8 protein-coding genes are annotated in these 15,089 nt (G+C 66.8%); all 8 read right to left on the bottom strand.

Annotated elements, in window-relative coordinates; all coding sequences use genetic code 11:
- Positions 1-70 precede the first annotated feature (70 nt).
- The 8 genes from BM193_RS01905 to BM193_RS01940 all read right to left on the bottom strand — a co-directional run bounded on the left by BM193_RS01905 (position 71) and on the right by BM193_RS01940 (position 14,952).
- Positions 71-1,501, bottom strand: a complete 1,431-nt coding sequence (locus BM193_RS01905) for an efflux transporter outer membrane subunit (RefSeq protein ID WP_092794954.1) — start codon at positions 1,499-1,501, stop codon at positions 71-73.
- A complete protein-coding gene (locus tag BM193_RS01910) occupies positions 1,498-4,710 on the bottom strand; it encodes an efflux RND transporter permease subunit (protein WP_092794956.1) in 3,213 nt (1,070 codons plus the stop codon). Before BM193_RS01910 ends, BM193_RS01905 begins: the two co-directional genes overlap by 4 nt.
- Positions 4,707-7,829, bottom strand: coding sequence for an efflux RND transporter permease subunit (locus BM193_RS01915; protein ID WP_092794957.1), 3,123 nt, complete (start codon positions 7,827-7,829; stop codon positions 4,707-4,709). The genes BM193_RS01910 and BM193_RS01915 overlap by 4 nt, the downstream gene beginning before the upstream one ends.
- A complete protein-coding gene (locus BM193_RS01920; RefSeq protein WP_092794959.1) occupies positions 7,826-9,181 on the bottom strand; it encodes an efflux RND transporter periplasmic adaptor subunit in 1,356 nt (451 codons plus the stop codon). Before BM193_RS01920 ends, BM193_RS01915 begins: the two co-directional genes overlap by 4 nt.
- A gap of 444 nt (positions 9,182-9,625) precedes the next feature.
- Positions 9,626-10,177 (bottom strand): GNAT family N-acetyltransferase, encoded by a 552-nt coding sequence (locus BM193_RS01925; RefSeq protein ID WP_254785789.1) that lies wholly within the window; start codon positions 10,175-10,177, stop codon positions 9,626-9,628.
- Positions 10,178-10,248: 71 nt separating this feature from the next.
- Positions 10,249-12,123 carry a signal peptide peptidase SppA gene (gene sppA, locus BM193_RS01930; protein WP_092794963.1) on the bottom strand — a complete coding sequence of 625 codons (1,875 nt, stop codon included), beginning with the start codon at positions 12,121-12,123 and terminating at the stop codon, positions 10,249-10,251.
- Between the two features lie 63 nt (positions 12,124-12,186).
- Positions 12,187-13,665 carry a sodium:solute symporter gene (locus BM193_RS01935; protein ID WP_092794965.1) on the bottom strand — a complete coding sequence of 493 codons (1,479 nt, stop codon included), beginning with the start codon at positions 13,663-13,665 and terminating at the stop codon, positions 12,187-12,189.
- Positions 13,666-13,734: 69 nt separating this feature from the next.
- Positions 13,735-14,952: a YeeE/YedE family protein gene (locus tag BM193_RS01940; protein ID WP_092794967.1), complete on the bottom strand. Its 1,218-nt coding sequence runs from the start codon at positions 14,950-14,952 to the stop codon at positions 13,735-13,737.
- Positions 14,953-15,089: the final 137 nt, after the last annotated feature.

Here is a 15,089-nt window from a genome sequence, read left to right on the forward strand (position 1 = left end):
TTTAGCACTCAAGATGCGCGGGGAAACGCGAATTTGGCGCAGGTCTTTTGCCTGCGCCAGGCTGTCCCGCTTACTGCGCCGGCGGCGTATGCCAGCCGCCGCCCAGCGCCTGGATCAGTGCCACGGCCGTGGTCTGGCGATCGGCCTGCGCCTGCACCAGCGAGCGGCGCGCCGACAGGGCCGTCACTTGCGCCGTCACCACGTCCGTATAGCCGACCTGGCCCGCGTTATAGCGGTTCAGCATCTGCTGTTCGACCTGGTCGGCGGCCGACGACGCCTGCTGGCGCAAGGTCAGCTGCTCGGCCAGCGCGCGCGTGGCCGACAGCTGGTCTTCCACGGCGCCGAAGGCGCTCAATACCGTCTGGCGGTAGCGCGCCACGGCCGCTTCGTGGCCCGCCTTGGCGGCGTCCACGCTGGCCGTGGTGGCGCCCGCATTGAACAGGGTCTGCGCGGCCGACACGCCCAGCGACCACAGGCTCGACGATGCATTGAACAGGTCGCCCACACGGCTGGCCCCGCCGCCATAGGAACCCGTCAGGTTCAGGCTCGGATAGTACGCGGAACGGGCGATGCCGATCTGCTCGTTGGCCACGGCCACCCGGCGCTCGGCGGCGGCGATGTCGGGACGGCGCTGCAGCAGGGTCGACGGCACGCCCAGCGGCACCTCGGGCACGGTCAGGGTCCACGGCGCCACGGCCAGGCTGAAGTCGGACGGCGCCTTGCCCAGCAGGATCGCGATGGCGTGTTCCAGCTGCGCGCGCGCGCGCACCTGGCTCGACAGGTCGATCTGCGCATTGGCCAGCTGCGTCTGCGCCTGCAGCAGGTCGGACTTGGCGGCGATGCCGGAATTGAAGCGGTTGCCGGTGATGTCGAGCACGCGCTTGTAGCCGTCGATGGTGGCATTGAGCAGCGCGATCTGCGCATCGCTCTGGCGCAGCGAAAAATAATTGGTCGCCAGTTCGCCCTGCGCCGACAGACGCGCGGCGGCCAGGTCGGCCGCGCTGGCCGCCGCGCTGGCGTCGGCCCCCGTCACGCCGGCGCGCAGCTTGCCCCACACGTCCGGTTCCCACGACGCGCCGATGGCGGCGCGGTAGTTATTGCCGGTCTGCTGCTCGCCGCCGCCGCCCGAGCGCGTGCCGCTGCCCGTCAGGTTCACGCTGGGGAACAGCGAGGCGCGCTGTTCGCGCACCAGCGCGCGCGCCTGCTCGTACGCGGCGATGGCTTCGGCCACGTTCTGGTTGGAGATCTCAATGCCGTCGGCCAGCTGGTTCAATTGCGCGTCGCCGAACAGGGTCCACCAAGGGCCCCGCTCGAGGGTATCGGCCGGCGCGGCGGGCTGCCAGCCGGCCGCCTCCTTGAACGTCTGCGGCGCGGCCGCCGCCGGCACTTCATACGTGGGGCTGACGGCGCAGCCGGCCAGCATGACAGCGGCGGCCAGCGCCAGGAGATGCCGGCGCGGGCGCGCGGCGATGGTGGAGTGCAGAGGTTTTACATGCTTCATGATTGTGTGCTCGGGTTATCTGGCCCAGGAATGCGGCTCAATTGCTGCTCGTCGGCGCTGCGCGTGCGCAGCTTGTCGAGCAGGATATAGACCACCGGGGTGGTCAGCAATGTGAGTAACTGGCTGGCGATCAGGCCGCCGATGATGGCGACCCCCAGGGGCTGGCGTAGCTCGGACCCCTCGCCGAAGCCGATCGCCAGCGGCAAGGCGCCTAGCGCTGCCGCGACGGTCGTCATCAGAATGGGGCGGAAACGCAGCAAACAAGCCTCGCGCACCGCCTCCACCGCAGTCAGGCCGCGCGAACGCTCGGCCTCCAGCGCGAAGTCGATGATCAATATAGCATTTTTCTTGACGATACCGATCAACAGGAACACGCCGATCAGGGCGATGATGGAAAACTCCATGCGGAACATCAGCAGGGCCAGCACGGCACCCACGCCCGCCGAGGGCAAGGTCGACAGCACGGTGATGGGGTGGACCAGGCTTTCGTACAGGATGCCCAGCACGATATAGATCACCACGATGGCCGCCAGGATCAGCAGCGGCTGCTCCTTGTTGCTGTCCTGCGCGCTCTTCGCCGTGCCCTGGAAGCTGCCGCGCACATTCACGGGCATGCCGATTTCCGCCTCCGCCTGGGCCACGGCCGCCTGGCCATCGCCCAGGGTGTAGCCGTCGCTGAGGTTGAACGACACGGTGGTGGCCAGCTCGCCGCCCTGGTGGTTGATCGAGGTGGCCGTCGAACTCTCGGCAAAGCTGCTGAACGACGACAGCGGCACCATGGTGGTCAAGGTCGTGGCCAGCGCATTGCCGCTCGACGGGTCGCGCGCGGCCGTGATATTCGTCACCGTGGCTGACGTGCTGGATGACGTGTTGGCGGCGGTGGCCGGCACGTACACGGAGCGCAGCGCTTCCGGACTTTGCGCATAGCGGGGCGCCACTTCCATGATCACATGGTACTGGTTCAGTTCATCGTAGATGGTCGCCACCTGGCGCTGGCCGAAGCTGTTGTACAGCGCATTGTCGATATCCTTGACTTGCACGCCCAGCTGCGTGGCGCGGTCCTTGTCGATGGTGACAAAGGTTTCCACGCCATTTTCCGCCTGGTCCGTGTCCACGTCGATCAGGGCCGGCTGCAGCTTCATCTGGTCGGCCAGCTTGGCCGCCCATTTCTTCAGGTCCGCCTGGTTGTCGCTGATCAGGGTGTACTGGTAGGTGGAATTGCTGGAACGCCCGCCCATGCGCAGATCCTGCACCGGGTTGAGGAACAGCGAAATGCCCGTCACCTTGGCCAGCTGCGGGCGCAAACGGGCGATCACGGCCTGGCCCTTGTCGGTGCGCTGCGACGCGGGCTTGAGGTCGATGAACATGAAGCCGCCCCCTGCCCTGCCGCCGCCGGTGAATCCCACGACGGTGGCGACGGCGGGATCGTCCTTGATGATGTTGACCAGCTCGCGCAGCTTGCCCTGCATGGCCTGGAACGAGATGCTCTGGTCGGCGCGCATGCCGCCATTGATCTGGCCCGTATCCTGCTGCGGGAAGAAACCCTTGGGCGCGGCGGCGAACAGATACACGTTCAGGCCGACGACGAACACCAGGATGGTCATCACCAGCGCGGCGCTGGACAGGGCCCAGTCCAGGCAGTGCTCATACACCTTCAGCATGCGCTCGAAACCGCGTTCGAACCAGCGCGCCACGGCGCCGGGCGCCTTGTGCTGCCCGCCGCTTTTCAGCAGCCAGGCACACATCATCGGCGTCGTGGTGAGGGAAATGACCAGCGAAATCATCACGGCGGCCGAGAGGGTCACGGCAAACTCGCGGAACAGCCGTCCCACCTGGCCGCCCATGAACAGCAGCGGAATGAAGACGGCCACCAGCGACAGGCTGATCGACAGCACCGTGAAACCCACCTCGCGCGCGCCCAGCAGGGCCGCCTTGAAACGGTCCATGCCCGCCTCGATGTGGCGCTGCGTGTTTTCCAGCACCACGATGGCATCGTCGACGACAAAGCCGGTGGCCACCGTCAGCGCCATCAGCGACAGGTTGTTCAGGGAAAAGCCCAGCATGTACATCACGCCGAAGGTGCCCAGCAGGGAGACGATGGTGGCCACGGCCGGGATGATGGTGGCGCGCACGCTGCGCAAAAAGGCGCTGACCACCAGCACGACGAGCACGATGGAGAGGATCAAGGTGAACTCGATCTCGTGCAGCGAGGAGCGGATGGAATTGGTGCTGTCGGAAGCCACCTGCAGCTTGATGTCGCCGGGCAGCTGCGCCTGCAGCTGCGGCAGCAGCGCGCGCACGCCGTCCACCGTGGCGATCACGTTGGCGCCGGGCTGGCGCGTGATCAGCACGATGACGGCCGGGTCGCCATTGAACAGGCCCAGGGTATTCGTGTTTTCCACGCCGTCGACCACTTCGGCCACGTCGTCAAGACGGATGGCGGCGCCGTCGCGCCAGGCCACCACCAGGCTGCGGTAGTCGGCGGCGCTGCGCCCGCCGGACGCCGTGCTGGCGCCCGAGTAAATCTGCAGGCTGCGCTCGTCGCCGGTGATCGCGCCCTTGGGGCGGTTGGCATTCGTCGCCTGCAGGGCCGCGCGTACGTCGTCCATCGACACGCCGTAATGATTGAGCTGGTAGGGCAGCAGTTCCACGCGCACGGCCGGCAGCGAGCCGCCGCCCAGTTCCACGTCGCCCACGCCCTTCACCTGCGCCACCTTCTGCTGCACCAGGTTCGAGACGGCGTCGTAGATCTGACCCGGCGTGCGCGTCTTCGACGTCAGCGCCAGGATGATGACGGGCGCGTCGGACGGATTGGCCTTGCGGTAGGTCGGGTTGCTGCGCAAGGTGGCGGGCAGGTCGACGCGCGAGGCGGCGATGGCCGCCTGCACTTCGCGCGCGGCCGAATCGATCTTGCGGTTCAGGTCAAACTGCAAATTGATGCGCGCCGACCCCGTGCTCGACGACGACGTCATCTCGTTCACCCCGGAGATCACGCCCAGGCGCCGCTCCAGCGGCGTGGCCACGGAAGTGGCCATGGTTTCCGGACTGGCGCCGGGCAGGCTGGCGCTGACGGAAATGGTCGGGTAGTCGACCTGCGGCAGCGGCGAGACGGGCAGCACGAAAAACGCGCCGATGCCCGCCAGCGCGATGCCGATGGTCAGCAGCACGGTGGCGATGGGCCGCTTGACGAACGGTTCGGACAGGTTCACGCGGCGCTCCCCGCGTTGTCGCCCGGCTTGTCCAGGCTCACCGTGCCGCCCGTCTGGCCGCCGAAACGGCGCCCCAGGCGGTCGAAGGCCAGATAAATCACGGGCGTGGTGAACAGGGTCAGCACCTGGCTGACGATCAGGCCGCCGAAGATGGCCAGGCCCAGCGGACGGCGCAGCTCGGCACCCTCGCCCCAGCCCAGCATCAGCGGCACGGCCGCGAACAGGGCCGCCAGGGTCGTCATCAGGATGGGACGGAAACGCAGCAGCGCCGCCTGGTGGATGGCTTCCTGCGGCCCCTTGCCCTCGTCGCGCTCGGCCTCGATGGCGAAGTCGATCATCATGATGGCGTTCTTTTTCACGATGCCGATCAGCAGAATGATGCCGATGATGCCGATCACGCCCAGGTCCTGCCCGGAAATCATCAGCGCCAGCAAGGCGCCCACGCCGGCCGATGGCAGCGTCGACAGAATCGTCAGCGGGTGGATATAGCTTTCATACAGCACGCCCAGCACGATGTACACGCAGACGACGGCGGCCAGAATCAGCCACAGCTGGTTCGACAGCGAGTTTTCATACGCGCCGGCCGCGCCCAGGAACGTCAATGTCACCGAGGCGGGCATGGCGATGTCCTTCGCCGCCTGGCGGATGGCGTCGACGGCGCTGCCCAGGGCCACGCCCTGCGTCGTGTCGAAACCGAGCGTGGTGGCCGGGTACTGCGCCACGTGCGTGATCTGCAGCGGCGCCTGTTTTTCGCTGACGCTGGCAAAGGCCGACAGCGGCGTCGACTTGCCCGAGCCCGTGCGCACCTGCAGGTCCGACAGGTCGGACGGCGTGGTGACGATGCCGGGCTGCGCTTCGAGGATCACGCGGTACTGGTTGGTCTCGGTGAAAATCGTCGAGATGATGCGCTGGCCGAAGGCGTTGTACAGCGCGTCGTCGACGGTGGCCGTCGTCACCGACATGCGCGCGGCGCTGTCGCGGTCGATGGCCACCGTGACGGCGGCGCCCGTGGCGCCCGCATCCGTGACGACGTTGCGCAGCTGCGATTTCTCGCGCATGCGCGCCGCCAGCTTGCCGGCCCATTCGGTGACAGTGGCCGTGTCGGCCCCTTCGAGCGAGACGCGGTACTGCGTCGGGCCCGACTCGGCATCGATGGTCAGATCCTGCGTCGGCTGCAGGTACAGCGTCACGCCGGCCACCTTGGCCACGCGGTTGCGCAGGCGCTCCATGATGTCATCCTGGCTGTCGCTGCGCGAGCGCTTCAGGTTGATCAGCATGCTGCCCGTGTGCAGCATGGTGTTGTTGGCCGCATCCACGCCCACCAGGGAGCTCAGGGTGTCGACGTCGGGATCGTCCAGCAGCGCGGCGGCGGCCGCCTGCTGCAAGGCGGCCATGCGCGCATACGAGACGGCTTGCGAGGTTTCGATGCGCGCCTGCAGCTGCCCCGTGTCCTGCGTGGGGAACAGGCCTTTCGGGATGGTGATGTACAAAATCACCGTCAGCACCAGCGTGGCCAGGGCGACCAGCAGGGTCAGGCCCTGGCGCTTCAGCACCCATACCAGCGCATGGTCGTAGCGCACGATGACCTTGTCGAAGAAGGCCTGGATGCGCTGGCCCGTGGCGCTGACCTTTTCATCGGCGTGGCTTTTCAGCCAGCGCGCCGACATCATCGGCACCAGGGTCAGCGAGACGACGGCGGAAATCAGGATCGTGATGGCCAGCGTCATGGCGAATTCGCGGAACAGCCGGCCCACCACGTCGCCCATGAACAGCAGCGGAATGAGCACGGCGATCAGCGACACCGTCAGCGAGATGATGGTAAAGCCGATCTGCGACGCGCCCTTCAACGCGGCGGCCATCGGCGTCTCGCCCTCCTCGATGTAGCGGGCGATATTTTCGATCATGACGATGGCGTCATCGACGACAAAGCCGGTGGCGATCGTCAGCGCCATCAGGGACAGGTTGTTCAGGCTGTAGCCGAGCAAATACATGACGCCGCAGGCGCCGATCAGCGAGATCGGCACGGACAGGCTGGCGATCACCGTGGCGCGCAGACTGTGCAAAAAGGCGAAGATCACCAGCACCACCAGCAGCACGGAGACCAGCAATTCCATTTCCACGTGCTCGACCGAGGCGCGGATGCCCGTCGTGCGGTCGCTCAGCACGTCGAGCTTCATGGCCGCCGGCAGGCTGGCCTGCAAGTCGGGCAGCAGGGCCTTGATGGCGTCGACCGTCTTGATGACGTTGGCGCCGGGCTGGCGCTGCACGTTCAGGATGATGGCCGGCTGCTTGCCGGCCCAGGCGCCCAGGCGCGTGTTTTCCGCGCTGTCGACCACGTTGGCCACGTCTGACAGGCGCACGGGCGCGCCATTTTTATAGGTGATGATCAGGCGCTTGTAGTCTTCCGCCGTCACCAGCTGGTCGTTGGCGTTGATGGTGAACGAGCGCGTGGGACCGTCGAAACTGCCCTTGGCGCTGTTCACGTTGGCGGCCGTGATGGCCGTGCGCAGGCTGTCGAGGCCCAGGCCGTACGACGCCAGCAATTTGGTGTCGCCCTGGATGCGCACGGCAGGCCGCTGGCCACCGGACAGCGAGACGAGGCCCACGCCGTCGACCTGGCTGATTTTCAGCGCCAGGCGCGTGTTGACGATGTTCTGCACCTGCGTCAGCGGCATGGTGTCGGAAGTAATGGCCAGGGTCAGCACGGGCGCGTCGGCCGGGTTGATCTTGGCGTACACGGGCGGCGCCGGCAGGTCCGTCGGCAGCAGCGAGCCGCCCGCGTTGATGGCCGCCTGCACTTCCTGCTCGGCCACGTCGAGGGTCTGGCCCAAGGTGAATTGCAGGGTGATGATGGAGACGCCGGCGGCGCTGGTGGAACTCATGCGCTGCAAGCCCGACATCTGCCCGAACTGGCGCTCCAGCGGCGCCGTCACGGTCTGCCCCATGACTTCGGGGCTGGCGCCCGGATACAGCGTCTGCACCTGGATGGTGGGGAAGTCCACCTGCGGCAAGGCGGCCAGCGGCAGGAACTTGAAGCCGACCAGCCCCGCCAGCACGATGGCCAGCATCAGCAACGCCGTGGCGACCGGGCGCTTGATGAATGGGGTTGACGGACTCATTGCGCGGCGCCCTTCGCCGGCGCGGCAGGCGTGCTCGCCGAAGCGGCCGGTGCGCTGGCCGCGCCGTCAGCGTGCTGGCGGCGGTGGCGGCGTTCGCCATTCGCCGCGCCGGCGCCCGCGCCACCGGCGGCCGGCGTGTCGCCCGCCAGCATGACTTTCGAACCTTCCTTCAGGCGGTCGGCGCCTTCCGTGATGACTTGCTCGCCCGCCTCCAGGCCGGCGCGGATTTCCACCATGTCGGTGGTGGCCTGGCCGCGCGTGACCATGCGCACGGTGACGGTCTTGTCGGCTTTCAGCACGTAGACGAAGTCGCCGTTGTTGCTGTGGCGCAGGGCCGTCACGGGGACCAGCACGGCGCCCGTGATATTGCCCAGTTCCAGGCGTACGTTGACGAACTGGCTGGGGAACAGCGCCATCTTGTCGTTGACATAGCGGGCCTTGGCGCGCACGGTGCCCGTCTGCACGTCGACCTGGTTGTCCAGCGCCGTCAGGCTGCCCTTGTCCAGCGTGTGCGTGCGCGTGCGGTCCAGCGCCAGCGCCGCCAGGGCCGAACCGGAGTTCAGGCGTTCCTGCACCGTCTGCACCTTGTCCTGCGGCACGGAAAATTCCACGTCGATGGGCGAGAGCTGCGTCACCACCACCACGCCGCCCATGTCGCTGGTGCTCACCAGGTTGCCGATGTCGACCACCTTCAGGCCGGCGCGGCCGCTGATCGGCGAGACCACCTTGGTGTAGCCCAGGTTCAGCCTGGCCGTGCCTTCGGCGGCGCGGTCCGTCAGCACCGTGCCCTCCAGCTGTTTCACCAGCGCCGCCTGCGTATCGACGTCCTGGCGCGCGATGGAATCCTGGCCCAGCAGGGTCTGATAGCGTTTCAGGGTCAGGCGCGCGTTTTCCAGCTGCGCCTCATCGCGCTGGCGCTGGCCCGTGGCCTGCATCAGCGCCATCTCGAACTGCGCCGGGTCGATCAGCGCCACGACCTGGCCCGCCTTGACCATGCCGCCTTCCTTGAACTTCAGCTCCTTCAGGATGCCCGACACCTGCGGGCGCACCGTCACGGTCGACGCGGCCGTGACCGTGCCCAGCGCGTCGAGCACCACGGGCAGGTCGGACTTCACGGCCGTCGCCACGCCGACGGTGGTCGAGGGTGCGCCGCGGCGTCCACCGGGGCCGCCTGGCCCGCCAGGTCCGCCGGGGCCGCCCATGCCGGTAGCGCCCTTGGCGCTGGTGCCCGAATGGGTCAGGTACCAGGCGCCGCCTCCCAGCGCGGCCATCACGGCCAGCGCGATGACCGTGCCGACGATTTTCGAACGGCGGCTGCGCCGTGGGGTATTGGGTGCTGTCTGCGAATCCATCGCTTGTCCTTTTATAGGCCGCTGGCACGGCGAGTCTGTGGCGCCGGCCGAGGTGGTACACACTCAGGCCGGACGGCCGTTTTTCGGGTTGAACTATTGCTAAACCACCGGGGAGTCAAGAGCTGAAGATCAGCTGAAAAAACATCGCTCCCTAGCGTGAAACGACTCTAGCATAGTCATGTATCTGTTTCATTTCCATTTGAAACAATTCCCCACACGCCCGCCGGCGAGCGCCGGCAGCGCGCGCGCACCGCAGCCTGCCCGTGTGGGGAGAGTGCTGGATTCATCAGGCTTGCGGGGCTACGCAGCGCCGCCACGGGGCATGGCATGCGGCTGGCATGTCGATACAAACTCGCTACAAAAATACGCGCCAGCGGCCTGCATGAAGGGGAAAACAGTCATGGATCTTTACCTGGCTTTACAGCCAGGCCCGATCCCGCTCTTTTACAAGGTGATGCCGAGGATGACATCCTGATAGTCGGTGCGGCCCACGCGGAAGGTGCGCCGGCCCAGCGGCACAAAGCCGCAACGCGCATAAAACGCCAGCGCATCGCGGTTTTCCGCGTACACGCCCAGCAGCACCCTGCCCGCCCCGCCGGCGCGCGCCTGCGCCAGCGCCGCCTGCATCAGACGCTGGCCCACGCGCTGGCCCTGGAAGCGGTGCAGCAGGTAGATGCGCTTGATTTCCAGGTCATCGGGGCGGGGCGCGGCCACGGGCAGGCTGGCGGGGCTGAGCACCAGGTAGCCCACGGGCGCGCCGCCAGGCGTGGCCTCGGCCAGCCACAGACGCATGGCCGGCAGCGCCAGCCAGTCGCGGTACAGCTCCACATGGTGCTGGCGCTGGCAATGGGCGATGACGTCGGCGCCATCGAGGATGCCGGCAAACGCCTCCAGGAAGGTGGCCTGCCCCACCAGGGCCAGCGCCTGCTCATCGCCCTTCCCGCACGGCCGGATGGTGATCGCCGTGTCCGTCTGTCCGCTCATGTCGCTTGCCATGTCTTGCTCCTGCTATGCAACAAACCGCATGCATGGGGCCGGACCCGGCGGGCCCGACCCCGGTCCTTATCTTACCGGCCGCCCAAAGGCACCTCGCACAGGCAGTGCGTGAGGGCCATGAACGGCTTGTGCTCGCGCGTGATGCCCGACAGCCAGGAGAGGTCCTGCGCCATGCCCAGCGCCGCATCGGCCGGCAAGCCCGTGCCGGCCAGGCCCAGCTTCACGTGCTCGCCCAGTCCCAGCGAGGCCATGGCCTTGGAGCCGAACATGCCGATCAGGCGGTCGACGTTCGAGGTTTCCTGCTCCAGGTAGGTCACGCGGTAGTCGGCGCCCAGCTTGGCGCGCTTGGCGGCGGAGGCCAGCGCATCGCCATAGCTGCCGATGCGGTCGACCAGGTTGCGGTCTTTCGCCTGCAGGCCCGTCCACACGCGGCCCTGCGCCACCTCATTGATTTTCTCGGGCGTGGTCTTGCGCGCCCTGGCCGCCAGGCCGATGAAGTCACCATACACGTGGTTGATCGAGCCCTGGATCACTTCGGCGAAGCGCGGGTCGAGCGGACGCAATGGGTTGCCCGCGTCGGCCAGCCAGGTGGTCGGCGAACCGGCCGTATGGATGCCCAGTTTTTCCACCACCTTGTCGGCCGTCGGCAAGATCGCGAACACGCCGATGGAACCTGTGATGGTGGCCGCGTCGGCGATCACTTCATCGGACGAGGTGCTGATCCAGTAACCGCCGGAAGCGGCCACGTTGCCCATCGAGACGACCACCGGCTTGCCGGCGGCGCGCGTCAGTTCCAGTTCGCGGCGGATCAGTTCCGAGCCGAAGGCGCTGCCGCCCGGCGAATCGATGCGCAGCACGACAGCCTTGATCGACTTGTCTTCGCGCGCCTGGCGGATCAGGCGCGAGGTGGACAGGCCGCCGATGGAGCCCGGTGGCGCGATGCCGTCGCCGATTTCGCCCGAGGCGATGACCACGCCCACGGCGTCGCCGATGTGCACGGGACGCAGGCGCGCCAGGTAGTCGGTGTAGTTAATCTGGCGGAAGTTCGTGCCTTCCGTATTTTTCGCGCCGCGCGCCATCATGAACTGGCGCAGTTCGTCGCGCGTCTTCAGGCCGTCGACCAGCTTGCCGTTCAGCGCCAGCTTGGCCAGGTCGCCGCCGGCCGCCGTCATCATGGCGGGCAGGTTGTCGATGGTTTGCATGATGGCGCCGGCCGGCAGCTTGCGCGATTTTTCCACGTCAGTCGTGTAGGTGGTCCACAGGCCGCTGTTCAGGTAACGGTCCGCTTCGGCCGCCGCTTCGGACGGGCCGTTGGCGATGAAGGGTTCGGCCGCGCTCTTGTACGTGCCCACTTTCAGCAGGTTGACCGTCACGCCCACTTTGTCGAGCGCATCGCGGTAGTAGTTGCGGTAGCGGCCAAAGCCTTCCAGCATCACGCCGCCCATCGGGTGCACGAACACTTCGTCCGCCTTCGCCGCCACCAGGTACTGGCGCTGGTTGTAGCTCGACCCCCAGGCCGTCACTTTCTTGCCCGTGGCGCGGAAGCGCTCCACGCCGGCAGCCACTTCGCGCAGCGAGGCCAGGCCGCCGCCCTGCAGCTCGTCGAGCAGGATGACCATCGAGCCGATATTGCTGTCCTTGGATGCCGTGTCGAGCACTGCCAGCACGTCGCGCAGCTGCACGCTTTTCTTGACTTCGCCGCTGACATTGGCCAGCACCGCTTCGCGCACGCCCCCCGGCGTTTCCTCGACCAGCGGGCCTTGCAGGTCCAGCACCAGGGTGGTCTTTTCACCGAGCGGCTTGGCGCCGCCGCCAAAGATGGCGATCAGGATGGCGATGACGATGAGCAGGAAGATCAGGTTGAAGACGGCGCGGCGGGTGGCGTCCAGCGCGCGCCAGAATGCGCCAAAACCGCGGCGCAGCGGCGGGAACGGGTTGAGTGACATGAGTGCTCCGTGAGGTTATTTACCTAAAGGAAACCAATATAACTGAAAACCGGCCGAATCGTCCTATTTTGACAACGGTACGGCGCCCTGCCCACCCTCGGGTGCCGGGGTGGAAATGAGCAACAGGCCGCCCAGCACCAGGCCGCCATTCAGGATCAGCAATTCTAGGCCGATGCGGTAATGTTCGAACAGCCGCGCCTGCTCTTGCTCGACCAGCGCGCATAGCAGCGGCCCGGCGATGGCCACCCATGGCACCCAGCGGTCGCGCACGCCGCGCCGGCTCAAGAGCCCGAAGGCAAACAGACCCAGCAGCGGACCATAGGTATAGCTGGCCAGCTTCAGGATCACGCCGATCATGCTGGGATCGTCCAGCCACTTGAAGGCCATGATCAGGATCAGGAACAGCGCGGCAAAGCCCAGGTGCACGCGGCGGCGCCAGCGCATCTGCGCCGCCGCGCTCAAGTCCCGCCTGCGCTGCAGGCCCAGGATGTCGATGCAAAAGGTCGACGTCAGGGCCGTGAGCGCCCCATCCACGCTGGGAAACAGGGCGGAAATGAGGGCGATGAAAAAGATCAGCTGCACCACGGCAGGGAAATGCCCGAGCACGATGGCGGGAAACAGCTTGTCGCCCGTGGCCGTCACGCCGACGAGCGGCGCGTACAGGTGCAGCAGGCCGCCGAGGAAGAGGAACAGCAGCAGCACGCCAGTGAGCACCACGGTGAGGCTGAGCATGTTCTTTTGCGAGTCGCGCAAGGTGCGCACGGAGATATTCTTTTGCATCATCTCCTGGTCCATGCCCGTCATGGCGATGGTGATGAACATGCCGGCAAGAATATGCTTCCACACGTAGGCGGGGCTGTCCGGGTCGGTGGTGAAGATGCGCGTGAGCCCCTGCGCGCGCATGCGCTCCAGGCTGTCGATGAAGGACAGGTCCATGGCGCGCAGCAGGAACACGCTGCAGATGACGAGGCCCGCCAGCATGCATGCCGTTTGCAGGGTATCGGTCCAGACGATGGTTTTCACGCCCCCTTCATACGTGTACAGCAGGATCAGCAGCAGCACCACGCACGACGTCAGCCAGAACGGCACGCCCAGGCTGTCGAGGATGGTCGCCTGCAGGATATTAACCACCAGATACAGCCGCGCCGTGGCGCCCAGCAGCCGCGAGAGGATGAAAAACGCCGCCCCGCTCTGGTAGGCGCGCCGCCCCAGGCGCACTTCCAGGTAGCGGTAGATGGAGGTCAGCTGCAGACGGTAGTACAGCGGCAGCAGAATAAACGTGATGGCCAGGTAGCCGAGCACGTAGCCGAGCATCAGCTGGACGTAGCCGAAACCGTTGCTGCCCACGGCGCCGGGCACGCTGATGAAGGTCACGCCCGTCAGGGTGGTGCCGACCATGCCGAAGGCCACCAGCATCCAGTTGCTGTCCTTGTTGCCGATGAAAAAACTGTCGTTGGTGGCATGGCGCGAGGTGCGCCACGCCACGCCCAGCAGGATCAGGAAATACGCGAGGACGACGGCAAATAAAACGGCTGGGGACATGGACGACGCGCTCGCGGCAACAAGGAACAGGGGCAGCAATATACAGCAAAGCCCCTGTTGACGCCGGCGTCAGCAGCCGCTCGGCTTCACTTTTTCCACTTCCAGGCCGAACCACGGCCGCAAACGCGTGCCGATGACGTTGCCGAGGAAAGCGCAGACCAGCCACAGCCAGCCGTGCAGGCTGCCCGAGACGATGCCGCTGAAATACGCGCCGATGTTGCAGCCATACGCCAGGCGCGCGCCGTAGCCGAGCAACAAGCCGCCGACGATGGCGGCGATCAGCGAACGGCGCGGGATGCGCCACACGGGCGCGTAGCGGCCGGCCAGCGCGGCGGCCAGCATGGCGCCCAGCACGATGCCGATGTCCATCACGGACGTCTTGTCCTGCGTGATCGGCGCGGCCAGCGCGGCCGCGTTGGCCTTGGTCGACCAGTAGGCCCAGCTGGCCGTGTCGATGCCGATCGCGGAGGCGGCTTTCGCGCCCCACAGGGCGAAGGCGGACGTCACGCCCCATGGCCGGCCCGACAATGCCAGGGTGGCGAAGTTCAGCACGACGAGCGCGATGGCGCCCGCCACCAGCGGCCACGGACCATGCAGCCACGGCGACGCGTGCGCGGGACGCAATGCCGGGGTGATCAGCTTGCCATGGCGGCGCTTTTCCACCAGCACCGTGATGCCGGCGATCAGGGCGAAGACGATCCAGTTCAGCGCCAGCGCGGGTGCCAGGCCCAGCGTCGTGACGAGGGAAATGGGTTTCAATTGCGGCAACGCCGTCCAGAACGGCATGTGCGCCGTGCCGATCACGGAACCGACGATGAAGGCGGCCAGCGTGATGAGCATGCGCGTGCTGCCGCCGCCGACCGTATACAAGGTGCCGGAAGCGCAGCCGCCGCCCAGCTGCATGCCGATGCCGAAGATGAAGGCGCCGACGATGACGGAAGTGCCGGCGGGCGACACCAGGCCGGCGACGGGCGTGCCGAACAGGCTGCCGGCGGACAATGCGGGGAAGAACAGCGCCACGCCCACGGCCAGCATGAGCATTTGCGCGCGCAAGCCGTCGCCGCGGCCATCGGCGATGAAGACGCGCCAGGCGGAGGTAAAGCCGAATGCCGCGTGGTACAGGGTGATGCCCAGCAAGGCGCCCACTACGTACAGCGCGGCCTGGTTGAAGCCCACCGTCTGCGCCAGGTACCAAGCGCCCAGCACGATGAGCAGCAGCGCGACGCCCAGCGGTTTCGGATTGATATCGGTGCGCAGGCGTAATGGCGTGGCGGCGGTATTGGACATGGTAGAGGACGCTAAAGAAGGGGAAGCGCCATTTTCCCCCGTTTTGCAGTTTTCTGCCAGAAAGTTAGCCTGCGCCGATGCCGCACCGGCAGGAAGGCCTGCGCCTGCCTGCCCTGCGTGCCTGCGGCCGTATCAGA

The organism is Janthinobacterium sp. 344 (assembly GCF_900112025.1).
Taxonomy (GTDB): Bacteria; Pseudomonadota; Gammaproteobacteria; order Burkholderiales; family Burkholderiaceae_D; genus Janthinobacterium.